General features: G+C 63.2%; 25 protein-coding genes. 20 read left to right on the top strand and 5 right to left on the bottom strand.

Annotation, left to right across the window (positions count from 1 at the left end; genetic code table 11):
- The first annotated feature begins 10 nt into the window (after window positions 1–10).
- Genes G579_RS18435 through G579_RS0100550 form a run of 4 tightly spaced genes read left to right on the top strand, consistent with a single transcriptional unit; the run spans window position 11 to window position 4,709 of the window.
- A complete protein-coding gene (locus G579_RS18435; protein ID WP_081662474.1) occupies window positions 11–1,093 on the top strand; it encodes a glycosyltransferase family 2 protein in 1,083 nt (360 codons plus the stop codon).
- Window positions 1,080–2,354 (top strand): hypothetical protein, encoded by a 1,275-nt coding sequence (locus tag G579_RS18840; protein WP_155989680.1) that lies wholly within the window; start codon window positions 1,080–1,082, stop codon window positions 2,352–2,354. Before G579_RS18435 ends, G579_RS18840 begins: the two co-directional genes overlap by 14 nt.
- Before the next feature lie 60 nt (window positions 2,355–2,414).
- Window positions 2,415–3,407, top strand: coding sequence for a glycosyltransferase family 4 protein (locus tag G579_RS17975; RefSeq protein WP_051180657.1), 993 nt, complete (start codon window positions 2,415–2,417; stop codon window positions 3,405–3,407).
- Complete coding sequence (locus tag G579_RS0100550; protein WP_028988633.1) at window positions 3,408–4,709, top strand: glycosyltransferase family 4 protein; 1,302 nt, start codon at window positions 3,408–3,410, stop codon at window positions 4,707–4,709.
- Between the two features lie 184 nt (window positions 4,710–4,893).
- On the opposite strand, the gene G579_RS17970 is transcribed toward G579_RS0100550, so the two are convergent.
- Window positions 4,894–5,316 carry a nucleotidyltransferase domain-containing protein gene (locus tag G579_RS17970; protein WP_051180656.1) on the bottom strand — a complete coding sequence of 141 codons (423 nt, stop codon included), beginning with the start codon at window positions 5,314–5,316 and terminating at the stop codon, window positions 4,894–4,896.
- A 293-nt stretch (window positions 5,317–5,609) separates the two neighbouring features.
- On the opposite strand from G579_RS17970, the gene wbaP reads away from it, so the two are divergent.
- Window positions 5,610–7,118: an undecaprenyl-phosphate galactose phosphotransferase WbaP gene (gene wbaP / locus G579_RS0100540; protein ID WP_155989679.1), complete on the top strand. Its 1,509-nt coding sequence runs from the start codon at window positions 5,610–5,612 to the stop codon at window positions 7,116–7,118.
- A 334-nt stretch (window positions 7,119–7,452) separates the two neighbouring features.
- Here wbaP and G579_RS0100535 read toward each other — a convergent pair whose 3' ends face one another.
- Window positions 7,453–7,740, bottom strand: a complete 288-nt coding sequence (locus G579_RS0100535; protein WP_028988631.1) for a BrnA antitoxin family protein — start codon at window positions 7,738–7,740, stop codon at window positions 7,453–7,455.
- A complete protein-coding gene (locus G579_RS0100530; protein WP_028988630.1) occupies window positions 7,724–8,026 on the bottom strand; it encodes a BrnT family toxin in 303 nt (100 codons plus the stop codon). Before G579_RS0100530 ends, G579_RS0100535 begins: the two co-directional genes overlap by 17 nt.
- Before the next feature lie 582 nt (window positions 8,027–8,608).
- On the opposite strand from G579_RS0100530, the gene G579_RS0100525 reads away from it, so the two are divergent.
- The 11 genes from G579_RS0100525 (at window position 8,609) to lnt (ending at window position 17,041) form a co-directional block, all read left to right on the top strand.
- Complete coding sequence (locus G579_RS0100525) at window positions 8,609–8,842, top strand: antitoxin MazE family protein (RefSeq protein ID WP_028988629.1); 234 nt, start codon at window positions 8,609–8,611, stop codon at window positions 8,840–8,842.
- The gene (locus G579_RS0100520) at window positions 8,839–9,165 is read left to right on the top strand and encodes a type II toxin-antitoxin system PemK/MazF family toxin (RefSeq protein WP_230973760.1); all 327 of its coding nucleotides are present in this window, start codon (window positions 8,839–8,841) and stop codon (window positions 9,163–9,165) included. The genes G579_RS0100525 and G579_RS0100520 overlap by 4 nt, the downstream gene beginning before the upstream one ends.
- Before the next feature lie 512 nt (window positions 9,166–9,677).
- Complete coding sequence (locus G579_RS0100515; protein ID WP_028988627.1) at window positions 9,678–9,968, top strand: nucleotidyltransferase family protein; 291 nt, start codon at window positions 9,678–9,680, stop codon at window positions 9,966–9,968.
- Between the two features lie 8 nt (window positions 9,969–9,976).
- Window positions 9,977–10,330: a HepT-like ribonuclease domain-containing protein gene (locus G579_RS0100510; RefSeq protein ID WP_038017358.1), complete on the top strand. Its 354-nt coding sequence runs from the start codon at window positions 9,977–9,979 to the stop codon at window positions 10,328–10,330.
- A gap of 314 nt (window positions 10,331–10,644) precedes the next feature.
- Window positions 10,645–10,935: a nucleotidyltransferase family protein gene (locus tag G579_RS0100505; protein ID WP_028988625.1), complete on the top strand. Its 291-nt coding sequence runs from the start codon at window positions 10,645–10,647 to the stop codon at window positions 10,933–10,935.
- Window positions 10,932–11,249, top strand: a complete 318-nt coding sequence (locus G579_RS14985) for a HepT-like ribonuclease domain-containing protein (protein WP_408033208.1) — start codon at window positions 10,932–10,934, stop codon at window positions 11,247–11,249. The genes G579_RS0100505 and G579_RS14985 overlap by 4 nt, the downstream gene beginning before the upstream one ends.
- Before the next feature lie 436 nt (window positions 11,250–11,685).
- A complete protein-coding gene (miaB, locus tag G579_RS0100495) occupies window positions 11,686–13,050 on the top strand; it encodes a tRNA (N6-isopentenyl adenosine(37)-C2)-methylthiotransferase MiaB (protein WP_038017465.1) in 1,365 nt (454 codons plus the stop codon).
- A 36-nt stretch (window positions 13,051–13,086) separates the two neighbouring features.
- A complete protein-coding gene (locus G579_RS0100490) occupies window positions 13,087–14,079 on the top strand; it encodes a PhoH family protein (protein WP_038017355.1) in 993 nt (330 codons plus the stop codon).
- Complete coding sequence (ybeY, locus tag G579_RS0100485) at window positions 14,051–14,584, top strand: rRNA maturation RNase YbeY (RefSeq protein WP_155989695.1); 534 nt, start codon at window positions 14,051–14,053, stop codon at window positions 14,582–14,584. Before G579_RS0100490 ends, ybeY begins: the two co-directional genes overlap by 29 nt.
- Complete coding sequence (locus G579_RS0100480) at window positions 14,581–15,456, top strand: HlyC/CorC family transporter (protein WP_028988621.1); 876 nt, start codon at window positions 14,581–14,583, stop codon at window positions 15,454–15,456. The genes ybeY and G579_RS0100480 overlap by 4 nt, the downstream gene beginning before the upstream one ends.
- Before the next feature lie 76 nt (window positions 15,457–15,532).
- Window positions 15,533–17,041, top strand: a complete 1,509-nt coding sequence (gene lnt, locus G579_RS0100475) for an apolipoprotein N-acyltransferase (RefSeq protein ID WP_162142944.1) — start codon at window positions 15,533–15,535, stop codon at window positions 17,039–17,041.
- Between the two features lie 804 nt (window positions 17,042–17,845).
- Here the strand turns inward: lnt and G579_RS14975 are convergent.
- Window positions 17,846–18,388: a hypothetical protein gene (locus G579_RS14975; protein WP_051180654.1), complete on the bottom strand. Its 543-nt coding sequence runs from the start codon at window positions 18,386–18,388 to the stop codon at window positions 17,846–17,848.
- Between the two features lie 451 nt (window positions 18,389–18,839).
- Window positions 18,840–20,183 carry a metalloprotease PmbA gene (gene pmbA, locus G579_RS0100465; protein WP_028988619.1) on the bottom strand — a complete coding sequence of 448 codons (1,344 nt, stop codon included), beginning with the start codon at window positions 20,181–20,183 and terminating at the stop codon, window positions 18,840–18,842.
- A 236-nt stretch (window positions 20,184–20,419) separates the two neighbouring features.
- Between pmbA and G579_RS0100460 the strand changes: the two genes are divergently transcribed.
- The 4 genes from G579_RS0100460 (at window position 20,420) to G579_RS19560 (ending at window position 23,945) form a co-directional block, all read left to right on the top strand.
- The gene (locus tag G579_RS0100460) at window positions 20,420–21,244 is read left to right on the top strand and encodes an ABC transporter ATP-binding protein (protein ID WP_028988618.1); all 825 of its coding nucleotides are present in this window, start codon (window positions 20,420–20,422) and stop codon (window positions 21,242–21,244) included.
- The gene (gene mlaE / locus G579_RS0100455) at window positions 21,225–22,025 is read left to right on the top strand and encodes a lipid asymmetry maintenance ABC transporter permease subunit MlaE (RefSeq protein ID WP_081662472.1); all 801 of its coding nucleotides are present in this window, start codon (window positions 21,225–21,227) and stop codon (window positions 22,023–22,025) included. The genes G579_RS0100460 and mlaE overlap by 20 nt, the downstream gene beginning before the upstream one ends.
- 73 nt (window positions 22,026–22,098) lie before the next feature.
- The gene (gene mlaD / locus G579_RS0100450; protein WP_028988616.1) at window positions 22,099–22,596 is read left to right on the top strand and encodes an outer membrane lipid asymmetry maintenance protein MlaD; all 498 of its coding nucleotides are present in this window, start codon (window positions 22,099–22,101) and stop codon (window positions 22,594–22,596) included.
- Window positions 22,593–23,945: a TolC family protein gene (locus G579_RS19560; RefSeq protein WP_028988615.1), complete on the top strand. Its 1,353-nt coding sequence runs from the start codon at window positions 22,593–22,595 to the stop codon at window positions 23,943–23,945. Before mlaD ends, G579_RS19560 begins: the two co-directional genes overlap by 4 nt.
- Window positions 23,946–24,028: the final 83 nt, after the last annotated feature.

Raw genomic sequence — 24,028 nt, 5'->3', positions numbered from 1 at the left:
TGGGGGCTTTATGCAAGTCAAGATATCTGTCTGTATACCATCCTATAACAGAGCGAAATTTTTGCGGCCCTTATTGGACTCGGTATTGGCACAAGACTACGACCCATATGAGATCATAATATGTGAAGATTTGTCCCCCGAGAGGGAGGAGATCCGTGAAGTGGTGAATGAGTATCTTAGAAAGCTGCCAAATAAATTGTTCTATTTCGAAAACGAAGAGAATCTTGGGTATGATGCCAATCTGAGGAACTTGATAAGTAAGTCAAGCGGTGATTATTGTTTCTTTATGGGCAATGATGACTTGATGTGTAAAGGTGCCTTGTCCACTGTTGCTTCTGCAGTCGAAAGGCACGGAGACGTCGGGGTGTTTCTTCGAGCCTATTCTTGGTTTGACCGGATACCAGAAGAAATTAACCAGACAGTTCGTTATTTCCCGGATGAGCGCATCTTTCAGCCTGGTTCTGAGACAGTCGCGACATTTTTCAGAAGGGTGGGGGTAATCTCGGGATTTGTTGTCAATCGGCAGGCAGCTACTAGGTATGCTACCAACCAATTTGATGGAACCTTATATTATCAGATGCATCTGACGGGAAACATCCTCCTCGACATGAGGGGTGTGCATTTGCCCCAAACCTTGGTTTTGTGCCGCAATAGTGAGCCGCCTGACTTTGGTAACAGTTCGAAAGAGAAAGGAAAATATACCCCTGGGCGATATACTCCGGAAGCTCGCCTCAACATGATAAGAGGAATGTTGCTGATTGCACGTAATTTGGAAGATGTGCGAAAAACGAGCGTCTACAAAAAGATAGTCCAAGATATTGGCAACTACTTCTATCCTTATGTTAGGGACCAAGCTGATTTGCCGCTTGGCATTTATCTAAAATACTGTTTTTCTCTCGCCCGGTTGGGTTTTTGGCGAAATCCTATGTTTTATATTTATTGTGCCATGGTTCTATCGTTGGGCTCCGGTAGGATTGATGCTGTGACAAGGTTTGTTCGTTGCCGCTTAGGGCATTCGCCCCGAATTGGCCGAGTGTACGGCGGAATTGCATCTTTACCGGAAAGTTTGGATAAAAGTAGTGAACATCTTTAATCTATATGGCCGGAATCGTAATAGCGCTACATTTCTGGTTGGGCTGCTTGTAATTATTGCGCTGTATTACAACTCTTACAGATATCCATTGATGTTGAACTCCGCAAATACGAGCCCCACTTACTCTGATACTCCGGCTTGGATATCTTTAGGAAAGTACATAGTTATGTATTCTGCTATGTTCTTTTATACGCTTGTGTTGTTTCTGCGGAGGAAGAGAGTTGGAAGTCTGAATATTTTCTTTTTTTTGTCTCTTTTTTACCTTTCTATTGTGCCAATAATATATGGTGCGTTTTTGGGAAGCTTGGCTTTCGTCGAATTGGGGGTTGTGCTGGCTCTTGCTGTGCATTTGGGATTGTTTGGTGCCTCGGCGCTAGATTGGCAGCGTGTATCTCGAATTTTATCTTGGGGGGTTTTTGCGGCAATATTTGTTGATATCCTGCAAGTTTTTCTTTTCATTATTTATGGTAGGCTTCCGGCTCTTGCTTATGCGGATTCAATTTCTGTTAGATTTGGCAGTTTCTTGGATGATCCTAATGGATTCGGCTTGTTAATTGCGATTTTCTTAGGGTTTTCTACCATCTATTATGGTGGATTGTTGAGAGTTGTGGTTTTCGGGCTACTTTTGGTTGCATTGCTTCTAACGCAATCTTTAACTGCAATTATATCGGTGCTGGTGGCATTTATACCTTTCATTTCTGTGTTTTTGAGAGGGCGTCCCAGAAGGTTGATTTTATTCTGGAGTGCGTTAACTGTTTTCTTTCTATCATTGGCGGCCTTGCTGAGTCTCAATTATGCCACGGTTTCAGGTATATTTATGGCCTATATGCAGACGAAGGAGGGAAGTATTGATACTCACCTGGACTCTTTTGCTACGTTGCACGCCATGACTTTCATTCGTCTAATTGGGTTGGACCCTGCAGATCAGTGGGGAGAGTCAGGATATGTAAACCTATTAGGTTCTTTCGGTATTCCTTATTTATTATTTTATGGTTCTGTTCATTTGTACGGTGCTTATTTCTGCTTTAAAAAGCTGGTCAGCACTGATTCAAGTTGGTCTGCTGAGAGGGCGTTTTGGTCGGCTGGATATTTTTTTCTCGCTGCAATAAGCGTGGCCAATCTTAATCTTCCTGTCGGTGTTATATATCCTGTAAATATGTTAGGGGCTATTTTCCTTGGTGTTGTTGCGTCGACAGGCAGGAGGCCTATGAATTGTAAAAATGAACTTGGATCTCTGAAAAATGCCGTGGATGGTGTATAGAGCGCCATTTGTTCAGCGATTTCCTGGTACCCTCGAAATGCATTATGTTAGGTGCTGTAAATGATATTTGCTGACTTTCGATGGATAGGGGATCATGGTATAGGTCGCTTCGCTCGAGAAGTGCTACGCCGTTTACCCCATGTAGAGCCGCTCAGACATCCCCTACCACTACTGCATCCTCTGGAACCTTTAATAACCACAGCTCTGCTCTTTTACAAACGGCCTAAGGTTTATTTCAGTCCCGGATTCAATCCTCCTTTATCTTCTCCTATTCCCCTTGTCTTTACCATTCATGACTTGATTCATTTGCGATTTTCTGAGGAGTCGACTAAGGCTAAGAAATTATATTATCAGGGCTTTATACGCCCTTCTGCCCGTCATGCTGCTAGAATTCTGGCCGTATCAGGGCATGCGAAGAACGAAATTATGGAGTGGGCTGGCATAAATGAAGAGCAGATCCAAGTGGTTGGCAATGGCGTGAGTTCTGAATTCTGCCCTTACGGGCGCATTTATACTCCGGGCTACCTTTATCTACTCTATGTGGGCAATCGTAAACCTCATAAAAACTTACGTAGGCTTTTAGAAGCTTTTGCCTGCTCCCGGTTGGGTAAGGAGTTGCGATTAGTGTTGAGTGGGGATCCAGATCAAAACACATTTGAGCAATGCCGTAGGCTTGGTATTGAATCTATGGTGGTGTTCGCAGGGAAAATTCCGGAACAGGACTTACCAGCCTACTACCGTGGCGCACTGGGATTGGCCTTTCCTTCGCTCTATGAGGGATTTGGCCTGCCGCTCTTGGAGGCAATGGCTTCGGGCACACCCGTGTTGACTTCTAATGTGACTTCATTGCCTGAAGTGGCGGGGGGGGCTGCTATTCTGGTGGACCCGTATGATGTGGAGTCCATTGCAGACGGTTTGCGACGCCTGGTTGAAGATAAGGCCTTGCGTGAAACTTTGCGGTCCAAGGGCTTGGAGCGTGCAAAGTTGTTTAGCTGGGATCGCACTGCGGAGCTGACATGGCAAGTATTGCAAGAAGCTGCGGAGCAGGAATAGATGCGTACCGCTCTCATCCACGAATGGTTTGCCAGCTATGCCGGCTCAGAGCGCGTCGTTGAGCAGCTTTTGGCGTGTTATCCTGATGCCGATTTATACAGCCTCGTGGATTTTTTGCCAGCGCGGGGTCGAAATTTCATCAGAAACAAGCCGGTCCATACTTCTTTCATCCAGAATTTCCCCTTCGCTCGCACCAGATTCCGTCATTATCTCCCCCTGATGCCTCTGGCCGTGGAGCAGTTCGATTTCTCTGGCTATGATGTTGTAATTTCTAGTTCTCATGCTGTGGCCAAGGGGGTCCTGACGGGGCCGGATCAGCTCCATATCAGCTATGTCCATTCCCCCATGCGCTATGCCTGGGACTTGCAGCATCAGTATCTTCGCGAAGCCGGGCTCGACAAAGGCATCAAGGGCTGGCTGGCACGCTGGATGCTGCACAAGCTGCGCATGTGGGACGTGCGTACCGCGAATGGGGTGGATGTTTTCATAGCAAACTCTCATTTCATCGCTCGGCGCATCTGGAAGGTGTACAGGCGCGAGGCGGAGGTGATTTATCCGCCAGTGGATGTAGAATCTTTCCCCTTGCACGAGGAAAAGGAGGATTTCTATCTCGCGGCATCCCGCATGGTGCCCTACAAGCGTATGGATGTGATTGTGGAAGCCTTTGCCACCATGCCAGACAAGCGCTTGGTGGTGATCGGCGACGGGCCGGAGTTCGAGAAGGTAAAGGCCAAGGCCGGGCCGAATGTGGAACTGTTGGGCTATCAGGGTTCTGAGGTGCTGCGCGATTATATGCAGCGGGCGAAGGCGTTTGTCTTCGCGGCGGAGGAGGATTTCGGCATCATGCCGGTGGAGGCGCAGGCCTGCGGAACGCCGGTGATTGCTTTTGGCAAGGGCGGGGCCCTGGAAACCATTCAGGGGGTGTGGGCTCCAGACGGGAAGAACTTGGATCGCGAGCGAGCTCGCGCCTACGATAGGGTGCCTGAGGGTGAGCCGGAAGCGGCGGTGGTTGAGAAACTTGTTGGATCTGTTGGATCGCGAGCAAGCTCGCTCCTACACGGAGCGGAGCGGGCGTCTGCGCCTGATCCCGCTCCTACAGGGGTGTTTTTTGGCCAGCAGAGTGTAGACGCGATTACGGCAGCGCTGAAATTCTTTGAGCGGGAGGCCAGCGAGCGCTTTACGCCTGTTGCCTGCCGGGAAAACGCCTTGCGCTTTGCGCCGGAACGCTTTCGGGCTGAGTTCATGGCTTTGGTGGAGCGGGAATGGGCGGCGTTTCGGGAGCGGCGGGGTGGCGGGAGATAACGAAAATACGGGTGGCGGCGGAAGGCAGTCGCGAGCAAGCTCGCGATCAAAGTGGCTTGAGTCGCCTGGCAACGCTTCAACAGGCTAAGGCTGGCATTTGTAATCTCATTCTTGAGTTGCCCGACCGTGACGGGCCTGCGATTGCCTGGCTTCCAGCATCCACTGCCGAGCTTTTCCCAGGGTGTCACTTGCGCTCATGGAGCGTCCTCCCTTCCCGCAACGCGTCCAGGACCAGATGTGGGCTTCCTTGGCGCAGGATTTCCTCGACCTCGGTTGGCGTGAAGGGCAGAATGTCCGCTTGGAAGCGTCGGTCTGTCCGGGCGCGGGCGTCCATGGCCCAGGCTTGGCGCCGGGAAAAGTCCCAGCCCGCGAACAGGTCGCCGATGACGAGCAGGTCCACGTCGGAGGCGCTGCTGGCATCGCCGCGTGCCGTGGAGCCGAAAAGGATGATTTTTTCAATGCGGTCTGCCGCACCCTCCAGCATGGCCGGCAACAGCTCATGCACAGTCCAGTCGATCCGGGCGGTACTCTGCCGATGCCGGTTTGCCTGGATGGCGCGGTGGAGATTGCGGGCGGGTTGGCGGAGGTCTGGAGTCGGGAGCGCCATGGGTTGCCGCCTTGGTGTGACTGACTGGATGATGCCCGCCCCGGGAGTCGATTTGGGAGAATGTTCTTTTCATTGCAATATGTTTTCAGGGGCTTTGGCACAAGTTGGCGGCGGTTGCCGTGAGCTGCCAATCGCGAGTGAGTGCACCTAAGGGCGGAGGGCTGTCGTCGCTTGTGCTACGATGCCAGCCAGGGTGCTGAGCGGATGCTTGATTTGCCTCACGTTGAAAGGCAAAGTAACCCTTATCCGGCTGGTATGGGGCAGCACAATATTAATACAGGGATTCTCTGACCATGAGAGTGCTGGAAGGGCCTGTCGGCGAGGCGCTGGGTAGCTGGATCCGGCGGCGGATCGTGGCGCGCCTGGGGCGCCGGGACAAGCTGCTGCTGATGGGCGGCGATGCCGTGGCGTTGCTGGCCGCGTTTTTCCTCGGGCGCCTGGGCGCCTGGTGGTGGAGCGATCTGTCGCTTCTCGATTCCTATCTGGTCTGGTGGGAGCAGCAGGGCGCGGTGCGGCTTTTCGTTTTCCTGGGGCTGGTGGCGGTGGCGCTGCTGGGCTTCTGGAACCTGGGCCACTATACCCAGCGCAAGCCCTTCTGGGACGAGCTGCGCGAGACCTGGCGGGTATTGCTGGGTTTGGCGGCGGTGGATGCAGTGCTGGTGTTCCTGGGACGCTGGGATTTCTCGCGGGTCTGGCTGATCACCGCTTGGGCCTTTTCCCTGGCGCTGGTGCCGTTTTTCCGGGTGCAGATCAAGTGGGCGCTGATCCGCGCCGGGCGCTGGATGCGGCCCACCGCCATCCTCGGCGTCGGCCAGAACGCCCGCGACGCGGCGGCGGCGCTGCGCAGCGAGCCGCTGCTCGGCTATGACGTGGTGGCCTTCCTGGCCCCGCCCGGCGATCAGGACGATCTGCCGGAGCACGTGGAGCTGGCGGACCGCTGCGTGCCGGTGCTGGCGCTGGGCGAGAATCCCCATGCGGTGCTGGATTACCTGGGCAGTCCGCATCTGGTGGTGGCGCTGGAGGAGGGCGGCCTGCCGCAGCACCAGCGCATGCTCAAGCGCCTGAGCCTCTGCTATCAGGACATGAACATCGTGCCGGCCTTCGGCGGCCTGCCCATCCTGGGCATGGAGATCACCCACTTCTTCAGCCATGAAGTGCTGATGCTGCGGGTGCGCAACAACCTGGCGCGCCGCGGCCCGCAGATCATCAAGCGCAGCTTCGATATTGTCGGCTCCGCCCTGCTGTTGATCCTGCTGTCTCCTGTCTTTGCCTATCTGGCCTATCGCGTGCGCCTGACCGGCGGCCCGGCCATCTACGGCCACGCCCGCGTGGGCCAGCACGGCAAATCCTTCCGCTGCTACAAGTTCCGCTCCATGGTGCCCAACGCCGACGAGGTGCTGCGCGAGCTGCTCGCCACCGATCCGCAGGCGCGGGCGGAGTGGGAGCGCGACTTCAAGCTGAAGAACGACCCGCGCATCACGCCCATCGGCGCCTTCCTGCGCAAGACCAGCCTGGACGAGCTGCCCCAGCTCTGGAACGTGCTGCGCGGCGAGATGAGCCTCGTCGGCCCGCGCCCGGTGGTGACGGCCGAGCTGGAGCGCTACGGCGACGAGCTGGCCTACTACCTGGAAGCCCGGCCCGGCATGACCGGTCTCTGGCAGATCAGCGGCCGCAACGACGTGGACTACGGCTTCCGGGTGTATCTGGACACTTGGTACGTGAAGAACTGGTCCCTGTGGTACGACGTCGTCATCCTCATGAAGACCTTCAACGTGGTCTTCGGGCGCAAGGGGGCGTACTGAGCCGCTGGGGATGCTGGCGGTGCGCGTCGGAACCGACTGCGCCCATGTAGTGCTTTGCCAAGGCGTACTGAGCCACTGGCGGATGCTGGCGGTGTGCGGGTGCGGGCGTGGAGTGTTGGAGCATTGATCGCGGGCAAGCCCGCTCCTACGCTTGGTGCCGGTACCGTGTTGTTGCGCCGGCGATACGCGCCAACCCGCTCCTGCGCTGCGCGCCGGATGCCGTAGGAGCGGGCTTGCCCGCGATAACCACCGCCCTTCGCCGCGCTGCGATCTCTCAGCTTGGAACCGTAGGAGCGAGCTTGCTCGCGATCATGATGCCGGCTGAACAGACAGCTCAGCGCCGCTCCGGCCCCTTTTCCATTTCCGCCGCCTTCTCCGACAGCCACACCTTGATCAAGGACTGGTACGGCACATCCATGCGCGCGGCGATGATGCGGATGCGCTCCAGCAGCGGCTCGGGCAAGCGCAGCGAGATCGCTTTGGTGGAAGGCTTCAGGTGCGGGAAGCTGGCGCGCTGTGCCCGCGACCAATCCAGGTAATCGGTCGAATCGTGGGTTTCCCAGAAAGCCTGCTCCTCCGCTTCCGAAACGAACTCCGGGATTGGCTTAGGTGGCTTGCTCATAAAATCTGCGCTCCTTCTGGTGCATTGGCCGGGCGGAGATGACCCGAATCAGCCGTCCGCCCTGGCGCAAAGTAAACGTCACATGGAGCAAGCGGCCCGCATCAGTCCGGCCGAGCGCGTGGAAGCGCGGCTCCGCCCGGCCATGTACCGCGTCCTCCAGCAGCAAGACAGGCATATTGAAGAACACCTGCTCCGCTTCCCCCTGGCTGGCGGCAGGCTTGTCAACGCTCTTGCGGGCGTTGCCTGCATCCCAATCAAAACCTTCGACAAGCTCCATGCTGATCATGTTCTGTATATAACCAAAATATACAGGGGGCACAACTCGTATCCGTTGCCGCAGCTCATGCGCACGCCGACGCTGCATCCAAGGGCGATGGAGCCGGAAATGGCACGAAGCCGTCCGCCTCGCATGGGTAAGGCGCGTCAGCATTGGGGAAAAGCCGCAAAAGCGGGGTCAACGGGCAATAGCCTCATCGCGGGCAAGCCCGCTCCTACGTTGCGTGCCGGATGCTGTGGGAGCGGGCTTGCCCGCCATAAGCACCCGTTCTCGCCGTGGCATCTCCCCACCGCCCGAAACGGCGGGCTTGCCCGCGATGCCGATGCCGGCCGCCACCCATCGTGGGCCCGTTTGCGTTTGCACCCGCGTCCCCACGTGCCACGACCGATGATCGCGAGCAAGCCCGCGCCGACGTTGCGGGCCGGACGTCGTGGGAGCGGGCTGGCCCGCGATCAGCCTTTCCGCTGTTCTGTAAAATCCGTCTTCAATTGACCTTCTCGCTACAGAAAAACTGCATCCTTGCACGTTTGACCACCCGATGGCCAAGCGCTATCGTTACATGTAACATCGTGCGGGTGCGGGGAGACGGCCATGGAAATTGATCATCAGCAAGCGAGAGCGCGGGTGCGCCGATACCGGCAGCGCTTGCGCGCGGCGGGGCTGCGGCCCGTGCAGATCTGGGTCCCGGATACACGCGCGCCCGGTTTCGCCGAGGAGTGCCGCCGCCAGTCGCTGCGCATCGCCGGCAGCCCCGCGGAGCAGGAGGATTTGCGCTTTCTCGAAGCGCTGGTTGCGGAGGCGGCTGCCGACTGGGAGAACGAGTGATCCGTCGCGGCGATCTGGTCACCGTGGCGGTGCAGGGTGATTATGGCAAGCCCCGGCCCGCGCTCGTTCTGCAGTCGGATCTTTTCTCCGAGCACCCCGGCATCACCTTGTGCCTGCTCACCTCAAAGCTGCATGATGCCCCGCTGATGCGCCTGACCCTCGACCCGACCCCGGAAAACGGCCTGCGGGAGCGTTCTCAGGTTCAGATCGACAAAATCATCACCGTATCCCGCGCCAAAGTGGCGGGGCCGATTGGGCGGGTCGAGGATAAGGTCCTGGTCGAGGTCAGTCGCGCCCTCGCCTTGTGGCTGGGTATTGCTTGAGATGGTGGCGTAACGGGGCTGCGGATCGAGGGCCAGCCAAGCCTGCGCAGGGTGCCGGACGTCGTAGGAGCGGGCTTGCCCGCGATGCCGATGCCGCCGCCACCAAATTGCGTACCCGCCCGCGGCTGTGTTCGCACCTAGCTCCCTCCAGGTGCCGCGACTGATCGCGAGCCAGCTCGCTCCCACACCATCCGGCCCGCAGCGTCGGCGCGGGCTGGCCCGCGATCGATTAAGTGTCGGGCGTTGCAGGAGCGGCTCGCCCGCGATCGATATGGCGGCCAGCCCCGCCGCATCGAGATCGCCAGGCACACAGCGTAGGAGCGAGCTGGCTCGCGATAACCACCTCCCTTCGCCGCGCTGCCTCCTCTCAGCCCGCTCCTGCGCATCGGGCGCGAAACGAACGTCTTTCTCGGGACGTCCGGATGATGGCTTGCATCCCATGAACAGGCGTGGTCAAACGCATGCGCCAGTGGCAGAATGGTTCCGCAGGCTTGTCCGAAAAGGAGTGTTCAATGCGCCCTTCCTTGGCCCTCGAGCAGCATCGGGAAGTGATCCGCGCCATCGTTGCCCGACATCGCGCATACAATGCCCGCGTCTTCGGCTCCGTGTTGCACGGTGCCGACCGCGAGGGCAGCGACCTCGACTTGCTGGTGGATGCCGGCCCGGACACGTCCCTGTTGGATCTGGTCAAGGCGCAGCACGAGATAGAAAGCATCGTGGGCGTGCCGGTCGATTTGCTGACTCCGGAAGACCTGCCGGAATCCTTCCGCCCCAAGGTGCTGGCGGAGGCAAGACCGCTGTGAGTCGCTCATTGCGTGACGCCGATTATTTGCGCCATATGCTTGAAGCCATTGAGCGGGTCAGGGACTACACGGACGGCAAGGCCAGAACCGAATTCCTGCGGGAGCGGATGATGCAGGATGCGGTCATTCGCAACATCGAAATCATTGGCGAGGCCGCCAATCGGCTTTCACCGGCATTCGTGGCCGCACACGATGAGGTCGCCTGGAGCGCCATCGCCGGCATGCGGCACCGCCTGATTCACGGCTATATGACGGTCAATCTGAACACCGTCTGGAATGTGGTCGAGCGCGAGCTCCCGGCCTTGGAGAATGCGGTTCGCCTGTTGCTGGAGCGGATGGCTCCGCCAACCCCCGGCGTATGAGAGTGCGCCTCGGTCCCCCCTGCGCGGCACCCTGCGTAGGCGCGGGCTGGCCCGCGATCGATGCCGCCGTGCCCGAGCAGGAGCCGCTTCAGTTGCGACGCACCCTGCCTGTCGTCTGCTTTGGAGCGGTGTCCCGCGCTTGGCGCCGGAGCGCTTCCGCAACGAGCTCACGGCTTTCCGGGCAAGGCGATAGGGCGTCCTGACTGGCTTTGTGGCCGCTCGACTCTCAGTCCAAGCTGGTCTATGGCGGTTGCCTGCCACGCGCTATACTTTCCCTGGGTAGTCTTTCGTTTTGGAATGATGTGAGGGCGCCCGTGAAACCGTCCGTTGCTTTGGAACTGAAGCGCAGTGCAGTGCGCGCGGCGGCTGGCCGCTTTCGTGCAGCGAACCCGCGCGTCTTCGGTTCCGTATTGCACGGCACCGACCAGGAAGGCAGTGATCTCGATCTCTTGGTGGACGCGCTGCCTGGCGCAACACTGTTCGATTTGGGCGGCCTGCAAGCCGAGCTGGAGGATCTGCTTGGCGTTCGCGTCGATTTGCTGACCCCAGGCGATCTGCCGCCGAAGTTCCGCGATCAGGTGCTTGCGGAAGCCCGGCCCGTATGAGCGAGCTTAGGCTTGCTGATTACCTTGATCACATGCAGCGAGCCGCGCGGGATGCGTGCGGCTTCGTCGAAGGCTTGGGCAAGGAGGAGTTCCTTGCCGACAAGCGCACCCAGCAGGCAGTCATCATGAGCCTGGTCATTATCGGCGAGGCGGCGACGCAGGTGATGGCTCGATATGCCAGCTTTGCGGAGTCGCAGTCAGCAGTGCCATGGCGCAGCATGCGTGGAATGCGCAACCGCATCGCTCATGGGTATTTCGAGATCAACCTCGACATGGTGTGGGACACGGGCAAACGGCGCTGCCAGCATTGTTGAAACAGCTGTCCAATGTTCGTCATCGCGCGGCGGAGGATCGTCGTCCGTAGCATTGTGAAACATCACCGCCAAGGTGAGGGCGGGGCTTCAGGACAGGTACTACGTCACTCTTCCTGCGGTTGTTGGTGTTTGGCTGTTCTGAGCGATGCGTCGCGTCCGCGCCCCCTTCAAGCCGCGCTGCCGGGCGCCGTAGGAGCGGGCTTGCCCGCGATGCCGATGCCGCCCGCCCCCAAATTGCGTATCAGCCCGCGGCTGTGTTCACACCTGGCTCCCTCCAGGTGCCGCGACTGATCGCGGGCCAGCTCGCTCCCACACCATCCGGCACGCAGCGTCGGCGCGGGCTGGTCCGCGATCGATGCCGCCGTGCCCCATCTTGCGTCCCCATCCTGCCCGGCTATAATGTAAGGTCCTTCGGAATTCGCGTGTGATCACCGCCTTGCAGAAACTCTACATCAAGACCTTCGGCTGCCAGATGAACGAGTACGACTCCGCCCGGATGGCGGAGGTGCTCGGCGCTTCGCACGGCTTCGTGCGCGTGGAGGCGCCCGAGGACGCGGACGTGCTGCTGCTCAATACCTGCTCCATCCGCGAGAAGGCCGAGGACAAGGTCTACACCCAGCTCGGCTTCTGGCGGCCGCTGAAGCAGGCGCGACCGGAGCTGATCATCGGCGTGGGCGGCTGCGTGGCCAGCCAGGAGGGCGAGGCCCTGCGCCGGCGCGCGCCCTTCGTGGACGTGGTTTTCGGGCCGCAGACCCTGCACCGCCTGCCGGACATGATCGACGCCGTGCGCGCCTCGCGCCGACCGCAGGTGGACGTGAGCTTCCCCGAGATCGAGAAGTTCGACAATCTGCCGGCGCCGCGCGCCGAGGGACCGAGCGCCTTCGTGACCATCATGGAGGGCTGCGACAAATACTGCACCTTCTGCGTGGTGCCCTTCACCCGCGGGCGCGAGGTGAGCCGGCCCTTCGACGACGTGGTGGCCGAGGTGGAGGGGCTGGCCGCCCAGGGCGTGCGCGAGGTGACGCTGCTCGGCCAGAACGTGAACGCCTACCGCGGCGAGATGGACGACGGCACCGAGAGCGATCTGGCGCTGCTGCTGCATCGCCTGGCCCTGGTGCCCGGCATCGCCCGCCTGCGCTACACCACTTCGCACCCCAACGAGTTCGGCGACAGCCTGATCGCGGCGCACCGCGACATCCCGCAACTGGTGCCGCACCTGCATCTGCCGGTGCAGAGCGGGTCCGACTACATCCTGAAGCTCATGCACCGCAAGCACACGGCCGCCGAGTACCTGGACAAGGTGCGGCGCCTGCAGGCGGCGCGGCCGGGCATCAGCATCTCCTCGGACTTCATCATCGGCTTTCCCGGCGAGAGCGACGCCGATTTCGAGGCGACCATGGCGCTGATCGAGGCGGTGCAGTTCGATCAGTCCTTCTCCTTCAAGTTCAGCCCGCGCCCCGGCACGCCGGCGGCGGAGCTGCCCGACGACGTGCCGGAGCACGTCAAGGACGCGCGCCTGGCCCGCCTGCAGGCCCGCATCAACGAGCTGGCGGCGGCGCGCTCGCGCGCTCTGGTCGGCACGGTGCAGGACGTGCTCGTCACCGGCGCCAGCCGCCGCAGCGCGCGGCAGCTCACGGGCAAGACGGCCTGCAACCGCAGCGTCAACTTCGACGCCCCGGAACGATTGATAGGCCAGATGGTCAAAGTCGAGATCACGGAAGCGCTGTCCAACTCCCTGCGCGGGCGGGTGGTGCTGGTGGATGACGACCTCGACCCGGCCGCCCTGCGCCGGCGCGCCTGATGGCAAACGCGCACGATCCCCTTCTGTCCTGTATGGATGCCTCTCTTGTCCAGTTCCCTGAGTGAAATAGAGTACACGCCCGAAGCTGCCTCCGGTTTGATGCTGGCCAACATGGCCGGCGAGCTGGACAGCCACATCAAGCAGATCGAAAACCGCCTGGGGGTGGTGATCCTGGCGCGCGGCAGCCGCTTCCACATCAGCGGGCCGGAAGCCGCCGTGCAGGAGGCCAATCGCGTGCTGGCCGCGCTCTACGATTACGCCAGGCGCAATCAGGCCATCACCCCGCGCCTGGTGCACCAGACCATCCAGAGCGTGCAGGTGGAGACGCCGGAAACGGCCGAGGCGGAGACGGAGAGCCTGCGGGTGCAGACCCGCAAGGGCAGCATCCAGGGGCGCGGGCCGCGGCAGCGCCGCTATCTGGAAGCCATCCTGGCCAAGGACCTGACCTTCGGCATCGGCCCGGCCGGCACCGGCAAGACCTACTTGGCGGTGGCGGCGGCAGTGGACCAGCTGAATCGCGAGGCGGTGCGCCGCATCATCCTGGTGCGTCCGGCGGTGGAGGCGGGCGAGCGCCTGGGCTTCCTGCCCGGCGGCCTGGAGGAGAAGGTGGACCCTTACCTGCGACCGCTTTATGATGCCCTGTACGAGATGCTGGGCTTCGAGAAGGTGGCCAAGCTCATGGACCGGCAGGTGATCGAGGTCGCCCCCCTGGCCTTCATGCGCGGGCGCACCCTGAACGAGTCCTTCATCATCCTGGACGAGGCGCAGAACACCACGCCCGAGCAGATGAAGATGTTCCTGACCCGCATCGGCTTCGGCTCCAAGGCGGTGGTCACCGGCGACGTGACCCAGGTGGACCTGCCGCGCGGGCAGATGTCGGGCCTGACCCAGGCCATCGAGGTGCTGCGCGATGTGGAGGGCGCCGAATTCGTGTTCTTCCAGAACGCCGACGTGGTCCGCCACCCGCTGGTGGCGCGCATCGTCAATGCCTATCAGCGCTATGACGAGCGCACCGGCGACGCCGGCTGACCGCCCGGCGCCCCGGCTGGTGCTGCACTGGCTGGTGGACGCGGAGGCGGACCCCGCCGGGCTCCCGGCGCGCGCCTGGTCGCGGCGGGTGGTGCAGGCGGCGCTGCGCGCTCCTTCGGCGCGCTTGCAGGCGGGCCGGCCGGTCGCCCTGTCCGTCAGATTCACCAGCGACGAGGCCATGCGGGCGCTGAACCGCGATTACCGGCGGCAGGACAAGCCGACCAACGTGCTGTCCTTCCCGGCCGAGCCCCTGCCGGCGGCGCTCGGCCGGCGCGACTACCTGGGCGATCTGGCGCTGGCGGTGCCCTATGTGCTGCGTGAAGCCGCGGCGCAGGGCAAGGCGCCGCGCGCGCACTGGGCCCATCTTTTGACGCATGGCGTGCTGCACCTGCTCGGCTATGATCATGTGGAAGAAGCCGACGCGGTGCGCATGGAAGGGCTGGAGCGCAGCATTTTGGCCGATCTGGGTGTGGCCGACCCGTACCTTGAGCTTGAAACGCAATGAACGAAGACCGAAGTCCCGATGGTGAAATACGCCCCCGTTCCTGGTGGGTGCGTTTCACCCAGTCCCTGCGCGGCAACGTGGAGGATCAGGAGGACGTATTGGAGCTCCTCCGGGAGGCGAGCGAACGGCGCCTGATCGACGCCGAGGCCCTGCGCATGATCGAGGGCGTCTTCCGGGTGGGCGAAATGCAGGTGCGGGACGTGATGATCCCGCGCGCACAGATGGAAGTGGTGGAGCTCGCCGCCCCCATCGAGCAAATCATTCAACACGTGGTGGAGGTGGGGCATTCCCGCTTTCCCGTCATCGGCGAAGGCCGGGACGACATCCGCGGCATCCTGCTGGCCAAGGACCTGCTGCGGGCCTGCCAGATCAACGGGCCCAAGCAGGTGCAGCTGAGCAGCATGCTGCGCCCGGCGACCTTCATCCCGGAAAGCAAGCACCTCGACCTCCTGCTGGAGGAATTCCGCACCAACCGCAATCACATGGCCATCGTGGTGGACGAGTACGGCGGCACGGCGGGCCTGGTGACCATCGAGGACGTGCTGGAGATCATCGTCGGCGACATCGAGGACGAGTACGACATCGACGAGGACGTGATGATCGTGCCGCGCTCGGACGGCGAGTTCTTCGTCAACGCCCTGATCCCGCTCGAGGAGTTCAACGAGGCCTTCGGCACCAGCCTGGAGGGTGAGGACGTGGACACCCTGGGCGGCTACGTGGCCATGGAAATGGGCCATCTGCCGCGCATTGGCGAGCGTCTGCAGTTGGGCGACCTGGAGCTGCAGGTGCTGCGCGCCGACCGCCGGCGGGTGCACACCTTCCGGCTGGCGCGTCGCGAGCCGGACCTGGCTGCGGTCGCGCCGCCCGGCTGAGCGGATGTCCGAGCGGATTTCCGGCACGCGCGACTATCCCCCCTGGTCCTTTCCCCCGCCAGTGGGGTATTGGTCCGTGTCCGTGGCCATCCTGCTGGGGCTGTGCTGGCCGCTGGGCTTTGCGCCCTTCGGCTTCACGCCCCTGCCCATCCTGCTGCTGGCGGCCCTCTTTGCCCTGACCTCGCGCCATGGGCCGAAGGCCGCCTTCTGGCACGCCTATCTCTTCGGCCTGGCCGGCTTCGCCACCGGGCTCTACTGGATCAGCCACACGCTGCACACCTACGGCTTCCTGCCGTGGCCCCTGGCCATCGTGCTCATGCTGCTGCTGGCGGCGGTGATGGCCTTTTATCCGGCCATTGCCGTGGGGCTGGCGCGGCTGATCTTCCCCAACCGTACCTTAGCCTTTCTGGTGGGCATGCCGCTGCTGTGGGTGCTGCTGGACTGGCTGCGCGGCCATCTCTTCACCGGCTTCCCCTGGCTGTCCCTGGGCTACAGCCAGACCCTGGCGCCCCTCGGCGGCCTGGCGCCCTGGGTGGGCGTCTACGGCATCGGGCTGGTGGCCGCCTGGATGGCGGGCCTGTTGGCCTGGAGCTGGGCCGAGGAGACCCGGCGCGCCCTGTGGCTGATCGGCTTTCCGGCCGTGCTCGTGATCATGGGCTTGGCGCAGCTCATGGGCCAGGCCGAGCTTACCCGCCCGGTCGACGGCCCGCTCAAGGTGCGCCTGCTGCAGGGCAACATCCCGCAGGCGGTCAAGTGGTCACCCGAGGCGGTGGAGCCGACCCTGCGCACCTACGTGAACCTGCTCCTGCAGACGCCGCCGGGCACCGATCTCGTGGTGCTGCCGGAGTCCGCCATTCCCCTGTTCCGCGACGAGGTGCCGGAGCTGCTGCGCGGCTTGGCGCTGTGGTCGCAGCGGCAGGGCACCGCCATCATCCTGGGCATCGACGAGCGGGTGCCGCGCGGCAACGGCGTGGATTACTACAACAGCGCCCTGGCCATCACCGGGCAGGGGCCGATCCAGAGCTACCGCAAGCGCCATCTGGTGCCCTTCGGCGAGTACGTGCCCCTGCGCCCCTGGATCGGGACCGTCGTGAACCAATTGGTGCCGGGGCAGGGCGATTTCAGCAAGGGCACCAGCGTGGGTGTCCTGCGCCTGGACGGCCAGTCCACCGGCACCTCCATCTGCTATGAGGCGGCCTTCGGCGATGAGATCCGCAGCGACGTGCGCGCCGGCGCCCGCTTCCTGCTGAACATCAGCAACGACGACTGGTTCGGCGACACCATCGCGCCGCACCAGCACCTGCAGATGGCGCAGATGCGCGCGCGCGAGAGCCAGCGCCCCCTGGCGCGGGCCACCAATACCGGCATCACCGTCTTCATCGGCCCGGACGGCCGCATCCAGTCGCGCCTGCCCCAGTTCCAGACCGGCACTTTGAACGGCACCCTGCAGCCCCGCACCGGCCTGACCCCCTATGCCCGCTTCGGCGACTGGCCGGTGCTGCTCCTGGCAGGTTTCGGCCTGCTGTCGGCCTGGACCTGGCAGCGGCGCCAGCAGCGCCTGGCACCGGCGCCGGAGTTCTCGTAAGCGCGTCAATATCTTGCAGGAGCGAGCTTGCTCGCGATCAGTCGCGGCACCTGGAGGGAGCTGGGTGCGAACACAGCCGCGGGCGGGTACGCAATTTGGTGGGGGCGGCATCGGCATCGCGGGCAAGCCCGCTTTGCGGTCGAGCGTCATATTCTGCCGCGCGGGGAGGGCGTGCCGCCCTGCGTGCCGCCCGTGTTTCAGGTCGGCGAGCTTGATGTAGGAGCGGGCTTGCCCGCGATGGGGTTTTGGCCGCCACCGAATCGCGGGCAAGCCCGCTCCTACGATCCGTGCCGGCCGACGCGGGCGCATTGCCGCCGAGCATCCCTCCTCCCGCTCCCACCGAAGGATTGATTGCTCCATCTCCCTCCAGGAGCGGGCCGGGCGAGCGGCAAAGCCAACGGCTCCCTCGGGGAGAGGACTGGGGTGAGGGCCCGCGTGGGCACTGCCCCGGCATCCACCTTGGACCCCGCTGCCGCCCACGCGCATAGGAACGAGCTGCAATGGTTGGTGGCGTTGCACCGGGGAAGTAACTGCCGCCCACGCACGTAGGACGAGGATACAGGCCGACGCGCAGGCTCGGGTAGACGCAATTGCCCCCCACACGCGTAGGAGCGAGCTTGCTCGCGATCCAACCAGTTTCTCAGCCACCGCCACTTCCGGCTCCCCATCAGGCGCCCCACCGTAGGAGCGAGCTTGCTCGCGATTGGCCGCGACGCGCCAACTCCTCCTCGGGCCATCCCGATTCCGCTTGCCAGTCCTTCCCGGTTGCCGCAACGCGACTCACGACTCACGACTCACCCAAAACTAGTGCCGCCTCCGGCTCGGCATCGCCTGCGGCAGGATGCCTTCTTCCTGGAGGCGCTTGGCGGCGTAGCGGCTGCCCGTGCTTTCCCACAGTTCCTGCAGGTCCAGCAGGGAAGGCGCCCGATGGTGGGGGTTGGCGGCGCGGATCTGCGCCAGGACGTCCATCAGCGGCACGAAATGCCGGGCCAGGGCGGTGAAGATGGGTTGTGCGTCCAGTTGGCCGTAGGCGCTGCGGCCCATCTGCACGAAGTAATCCAGGCTGACTCGGCGCCGGCGGGCCTGCTCCGGGAAGAAGCCGGCGAAGAGCAGGCACTGGTCGCCCAGGCTCTGCATGGCTTCCGCGCGGGCGCGGCCTTGCTTCTGCATGCCCTCCAGGAAGGCCAGCGCGACGATGCGGCGGACCACGCCGGCATCGCGCAGGTAGCGCATGAGCATGAACACGAGATAGCTTTCGACGTCCTCGCCGAGCCGGGTCCCCAGGCGCTCTTCGGCTTCCAGGACCAGGTTGTGCCAGAGGGCGGCGGCGCTGTGATTGCTTGGCATGACTCACTCCTCTCTTGTGCTGCTTGTAAACACGAGTTTAGACATGCAAGCAGCTTGCCGGCTTCCTGGGAGGGTGCGACTGAAAGGGGAAGGTATTGCAAGGCATCGCGGGCAAGCCCGCTCCTACAACATCCGGCCCGTAGCGTCGGCGCGGGCTCGCCCGCGATTGGCGGCGGGCACCGAGGGAGAAATTTTCGAGGGGCGTTGTAGGCGCGGGCTTGCCCGCGATCGATTTGGGTGTCGGGCGTTGCAGGAGCGGGCTCGCCCGCGATCAATGCAGCGGCTGCCCCCGAGGTCGAGATCGCCAGGCACACAGCGTAGGAGCGAGCTTGCTCGCGATCGGTTGTTGCATCTAAAGGCTGGGTGCGAAAGCGGGTGCGGACTTGCCGCGATCGGCGCAGCAGGCCGATCGGGGTGCTTCGATGTCAAAAAGGGGCAAGCACAGCGCCGGTCAGGCGCCGGCGATGGTCATTTCCTCGATGAGGATGGAGGGGCTGCCGGTGTTGCCGTGGATCAGCATGTCGGCGCCCACGGCGGCGATCTGGCGGTACATGTCGCGCAGATTGCCGGCGATGGTGATTTCCTCCACCGGATACTGGATCTCGCCGTTTTCCACCCAGAAGCCGGCCGCGCCGCGGGAGTAGTCGCCGGTGACGTTGTTCACGCCGAAGCCGATCAGTTCGGTGACGAGCAGGCCGGTGCCCATGCGCTTGAGCAGCGCCGGGAAGTCCAGCTCGCCCGGCTGCAGGGTCAGGTTGTGGGCGCCGCCGGCGTTGCCGGTGCTGGTCGCGCCCAGCTTGCGGGCGCTGTAGCTGTCCAGCAGATAGCTCTGCAGCACGCCGTCGGTGATCAGGTCGCGGTTGCGGGTAGCGACGCCTTCGCCATCGAAGGGGGCGCTGCCCAGGCCGCGGAGCCGATGCGGCTCCTCGTAGATGCGGATGCCGGGCGCGAACACGGGGGTGCCCAGCGCATCGAGCAGGAAGCTGGTCTTGCGGTAAAGGCTGCTGCCGCTGATGGCGCTGCTGAAGTGGCTGAGCAGGCTGGCCGCCACCTGGTTCTCGAAGAGCACCGGCGCCCGGCGCGTGCTCAGCTTGCGGGCATCGAGGCGGCGCAGGGTGCGCTCGGCCGCGATCCGGCCGACGGTCTCGGGATCGGCCAGGCTGCCCGCATCGCGCGCCACGTCGTACCAGTAGTCGCGCTGCATTCCACCCTGCGCGTCCTGGGCGATGACCGAGCAGGAGAGGTTATGGCGCGAGGAGCGGTAGGCGCCCAGGAAGCCGTTGCTGTTGGCGTAGACCGCCAGGCCCTCGCCGCTGCCCAGGCTGGCGCCTTCCGAGTTGCTGATGCGCCGGTCGGCGCCGCGGGCGGCCTCTTCGCAGCGGCGCGCCAGCTCGATGGCGTCGTCGGCATCGATGTCCCAGGGATGATAGAGGTCGAGGTCGGGGATCTCCCGGGCCAGCAGCGCGGGGTCCGCCAAGCCCGCGAAGGGGTCGGCGGCGGTGTGGCGGGCGATGGTGCTGGCCGCGCGCACGGTTTCGCGGATCGCGTCGGCGGAGAAGTCCGAGGTGGAGGCATGGCCCTTGGACTGGCCGAAATAGACGGTGACGCCCAAGCCCTTGTCCTGGTGAAACTCGATGGTTTCCACTTCGCCCAGGCGCACGGTCACCGACAGTCCCTTGCCCTCGCTGACCGATGCCTCGGCCTGGCTCGCCCCTTGCCGCTTGGCTTCATCGAGAATCTGGGCGACCAGGTCATGCAGGAAGTCGTGCCGGGTAGGGAGCGCGGAGTGGGTCATGGGCCGTCCTGGTTGGAGTGGAAAAGCCATTAAAGACTAGCGAAATCGGGTGCTGTAGGCAAATTGGACCTTTGGCCGCCCGGGGTTGTCCGTACGTTCGCGCCATGGGCGTGCAACGCTTCCCGGACAGTCGGTTTGGCCGTGTCCTTGTCTAATTCGGCGGGAGTCCTGTATATTGTCTGACCGCTCGGTCAGCCGATTTGCGGCTGATCGAGGTACTTTGCACAGAGGGGTCCATGTCCCCGGCTCACAACAATAACATTCTGGAAATACGGAACCTCGGCTTTTTCCGCGCTGACCGCGCCATTCTGTCCGATTTGAATATCCGCATTCCGCGCGGGCAGATCGTCGCCATCCTGGGCGGCAGCGGCACCGGCAAGACCACGCTGCTGCAGCTCATGGGCGGCCAGTTGCGGCCGCGGCGGGGCGAGGTGCTGCTCGACGGCGTGGCGCTGGCCAGCCTGGGCCAGCAGGAATTGTACGAGGCGCGCAAGCGCATGGGCATGCTGTTTCAGCACAGCGCCCTACTGACCGACCTTTCCGTCTTCGAAAACGTGGCCTTTCCCCTGCGCCGGCACACGCGCCTGTCCGAGCCGGTCCTGCGCACCCTGGTGCTGATGAAGCTGGAGGCGGTGGGCCTGCGCGGCGCCCACGCGCTCATGCCGTCCCAGCTGTCGGGCGGCATGGCGCGGCGGGTGGCGCTGGCCCGCGCCGTGGTCATGGATCCCGATCTCATCCTCTACGACGAGCCTTTTACCGGACTCGATCCCATCAGCCTCGGCGTGGTGGTGTCGCTGATCAAGCGCCTGAACCAGGCCCTGGGCGCCAGCTCCGTGGTGGTCAGCCACGACGTGGCGGAGACCCTGAGCATCGCCGACTACGCCTATATCCTGGCCAACGGCCGCGTGATCGGCGAGGGCACGCCCGCGGCGCTGCGGGACAGCCGCTCGCCGCTGGTGCGGCAATTCCTCGACGGCGCCCCGGACGGCCCGGTGCCCTTCCACTACGCGGCGCCGCTGAATTACGAGCAGGATTTGCTGAATGCCCGGCCAGCCCCGTAAGCCCCAATCCTGGGACGCCATTCCCCGCTTCGGCCACTGGCTGCTGGAGGTGCTCGCCAATCTGGGCACCAGCACCCGCTTCCTGTTGCTGGTGCTCGCGGCGGTCTTCCAGCGGCACTTCAGCCTGCGGCAGCTGAGCCTGCAAGTCTACGCGGTGGGCGTGCTGTCTTTGCTGCTGATGGTGGTGGCGGCCCTGTTTACCGGCATGGTGCTGGGCTTTCAGGGCTACAATACGCTGGTGCGCTTCGGCGCCGAGGAGTCGCTCGGCACCGTGGTGGCCCTGTCGCTGGTGCGCGAGCTGGGGCCGGTGCTGACCGCGCTGCTCTTCGCCGGGCGCGCGGGCTCGGCGCTGACGGCGGAGATCGGCCTTATGAAAACCACGGAGCAGCTGGCCGCCATGGAGATGATGGCCGTCAACCCCTTTGCCTGGGTAGTCGCGCCGCGCCTGCTGGCCGGCGTGATCGCCATGCCCATCCTGGCGGCCATCTACAACGTGGTGGGCGTCTGGGGCGGCTACCTGATCGCCGTGCCCCTGATGGGGGTGGACGAGGGCGCCTTCTGGTCGCAGATGCAGGCCAACGTGAGCCTCTACGACGACATCCTCAGCGGCATGATCAAGAGCCTGTGCTTTGGCCTGGTGGTGACCTGGATCGCCACCTGGCAGGGCTACCGTTCGGAGCCGACCGCCGAGGGCGTCGGCCGGGCCACCACGCGTACCGTGGTCGGTTCGGCGCTGGCCGTGTTGGCGCTGGATTTCGTGCTGACGGCGTTGATGTTTTAGGTGAGGCGTGATTCGCGGGTCGCGAAAGCTATAGCACGATTCGCGAATCGCGGTTCACGGACAAGGAGACGGGATGGAACGTAAGGCGGTAGACTGGTGGGTAGGGATATTCGTACTGTTGGGATTGGCCGCCCTGGTCGTCCTGGCATTGCGGGTGGGCAACCTGGCTGACCTGGGGACGCGGGGAGGGTATCCTATCGTGGCCACCTTTGACAACGTCGGCGGGCTGAAGGTGAAGGCGCCTGTGAAGATGGGCGGCGTGCCCGTGGGCCGGGTGCAGTCCATCAGCATCGATCCCCAATCCTATCTGGCCGTGGTCCGGATGGAGATCGAGCCCGGCATCAAGCTGCCCACCGATACGGGCGCGAGCATCTACACCGCCGGCCTGCTGGGCGAGCAGTACGTCACCCTGGAGCCGGGCGGTTCTCCGGACTACCTCAAGCCCAACGGGCGGATCAGCCTGACCCAGTCCGCCATTTCCCTGGAGCAGATCATCGGCCAATTCCTATACAGCAAGGCCGCGGAAACGCCGGCGAGTCCGGGTTCCCAGGCAGGCGGGGAGGGACTATGAAGAAGCGCAGCTTATTGGCGGGCCTGGTGGGTGTCCTGCTGTCCGCTTCCGTCCAGGCGGCGCCCCTGACGCTGGATCAAGCCGTGGAGCGCGCCCTGAAGCAGGACCCGCGCGTGGCGGAAAGCGAGAAGCTGGTGGACGCGGCGCGCGCCCTCATCGACGAGGCCCTCGGCCACCGGGGGCTGATGATCAACGCCAATGCCTTCATCGGCCTGACCACCGCCAAGCACGGCGACATCTTCGAGCCGGGCACCACGACCCTGCGCCGCGACGCCTACGACGTGGACGGCCTGTCCGACTGGGAGTTCCTGCAGTTCCAGATCATTAAGCCGCTCTTCACCTTCGGCAAGATCGAAAACTACGCCCGCGCCGCCCAGGGCCAGGCGGACGTGCGCCGCGGCGACGTGCGCCTGCGCCGCGGCCAGACCGTCATGGAAGTGAAGAAGGCCTACTACGGCTACCTGACCGCCCGCGACACCCGGGCCATGCTGGAAGAGGTGCAGCAAAAGGTCAACGACGCCGAAAAGCTGGTGCAGAATTGGCTCGATACCGGCAGCGGCCAGGCCACCCAGGCGGATCTCTACCAATTGCAGGCCGGCCGGGCGCAGGTGGAGAAGTTCATCGCCCAGGCGCGGGCGGTGGAGAACACGGCGGCCCAGGGCTTGCGCCTGCTGGTGGGCATCCCGGCCAGCGAACCGCTGGAGCTGGCCGAGGCGCACATCACCCCGGTGGCGGATCGGACCCTGGACGGCAAGGCTCTGGGTGAGCTGCAGCTGCAGGCGCTGAACAGCCGTCCGGAAGCCGCGCAGCTGGAGGCCGGCTTGCGCGCGCGCCGCGCGCTGGTGGCGGCACGGCGCGCCGAGCTCTATCCGGACGTGTACGCGGGCGTGGTCGGCGTCGTAAGCCACGCCGGCCGCCGCGACGACCTGAAGAACCCCTTCCTCTACGACCCCTTCCACCAGTACGGCGCCACGCCCATTCTGGGCCTGCGCTGGCAGTGGCAGGGCGCGGTCACCGACGCCCGCGTGGCCGGCGCGCAGGCGGAGCTGGACGCCCTGAACCTGAAGTCCAGCTTCGCCCAGAAGGGCATTCCCTTCGAGGTGGCGGAGGCCTACAACGAGTACCAGGCCCAGCAGCAGGCCGTCAAAGCGCTGGAGCAGGGCAGCGCGGCCGCCCGGCGCTGGATGGTCGCCAGCTATGCCGATTTCGAGGCGGGCGTGGGTGACGGCGAAAAAGTGATGCGCGCCCTGCAGGGCTATGCCCTGAACCGCGCCGACTATCTGCGCGCGCTGAACGACTACAACATGGCGGCGGCCAGGCTGGATCTGGTGACGGGCCAGTATCACTGAGGCGCCGGGTCAACGGTCCGCCGCCTGGGCCGTTGAATTTCGGTATACTCCGCTGCTTGGCCGATTTGGCTGTGCTTGATACC

The sequence above is a fragment of the Thermithiobacillus tepidarius DSM 3134 genome (assembly GCF_000423825.1).
Classification (GTDB): Bacteria; Pseudomonadota; Gammaproteobacteria; order Acidithiobacillales; family Thermithiobacillaceae; genus Thermithiobacillus; species Thermithiobacillus tepidarius.
The sequence above is the reverse complement of the archived record's forward strand: the minus strand, read 5'-3'. Positions and strand labels throughout refer to the sequence as shown.

Excerpts from the sequence above, each read along its gene's own strand:
- ybeY (WP_155989695.1), top strand. The coding sequence starts at position 14,051 with ATGACGAGCGCACCGGCGACGCCGGCTGACCGCCCGGCGCCCCGGCTG.
- wbaP (WP_155989679.1), top strand. The coding sequence starts at position 5,610 with ATGAGAGTGCTGGAAGGGCCTGTCGGCGAGGCGCTGGGTAGCTGGATC.
- G579_RS0100480 (WP_028988621.1), top strand. The coding sequence starts at position 14,581 with ATGAACGAAGACCGAAGTCCCGATGGTGAAATACGCCCCCGTTCCTGG.
- G579_RS0100460 (WP_028988618.1), top strand. The coding sequence starts at position 20,420 with ATGTCCCCGGCTCACAACAATAACATTCTGGAAATACGGAACCTCGGC.
- G579_RS17975 (WP_051180657.1), top strand. The coding sequence starts at position 2,415 with ATGATATTTGCTGACTTTCGATGGATAGGGGATCATGGTATAGGTCGC.
- G579_RS14975 (WP_051180654.1), bottom strand. The coding sequence starts at position 18,388 with ATGCCAAGCAATCACAGCGCCGCCGCCCTCTGGCACAACCTGGTCCTG.
- G579_RS19560 (WP_028988615.1), top strand. The coding sequence starts at position 22,593 with ATGAAGAAGCGCAGCTTATTGGCGGGCCTGGTGGGTGTCCTGCTGTCC.
- G579_RS0100515 (WP_028988627.1), top strand. The coding sequence starts at position 9,678 with ATGCGCCCTTCCTTGGCCCTCGAGCAGCATCGGGAAGTGATCCGCGCC.
- G579_RS0100525 (WP_028988629.1), top strand. The coding sequence starts at position 8,609 with ATGGAAATTGATCATCAGCAAGCGAGAGCGCGGGTGCGCCGATACCGG.
- G579_RS0100535 (WP_028988631.1), bottom strand. The coding sequence starts at position 7,740 with ATGAGCAAGCCACCTAAGCCAATCCCGGAGTTCGTTTCGGAAGCGGAG.
- pmbA (WP_028988619.1), bottom strand. The coding sequence starts at position 20,183 with ATGACCCACTCCGCGCTCCCTACCCGGCACGACTTCCTGCATGACCTG.
- mlaE (WP_081662472.1), top strand. The coding sequence starts at position 21,225 with ATGCCCGGCCAGCCCCGTAAGCCCCAATCCTGGGACGCCATTCCCCGC.
- G579_RS0100490 (WP_038017355.1), top strand. The coding sequence starts at position 13,087 with ATGCCTCTCTTGTCCAGTTCCCTGAGTGAAATAGAGTACACGCCCGAA.
- G579_RS0100530 (WP_028988630.1), bottom strand. The coding sequence starts at position 8,026 with ATGATCAGCATGGAGCTTGTCGAAGGTTTTGATTGGGATGCAGGCAAC.
- mlaD (WP_028988616.1), top strand. The coding sequence starts at position 22,099 with ATGGAACGTAAGGCGGTAGACTGGTGGGTAGGGATATTCGTACTGTTG.
- G579_RS17970 (WP_051180656.1), bottom strand. The coding sequence starts at position 5,316 with ATGGCGCTCCCGACTCCAGACCTCCGCCAACCCGCCCGCAATCTCCAC.
- G579_RS14985 (WP_408033208.1), top strand. The coding sequence starts at position 10,932 with ATGAGCGAGCTTAGGCTTGCTGATTACCTTGATCACATGCAGCGAGCC.
- G579_RS0100550 (WP_028988633.1), top strand. The coding sequence starts at position 3,408 with ATGCGTACCGCTCTCATCCACGAATGGTTTGCCAGCTATGCCGGCTCA.
- G579_RS18435 (WP_081662474.1), top strand. The coding sequence starts at position 11 with ATGCAAGTCAAGATATCTGTCTGTATACCATCCTATAACAGAGCGAAA.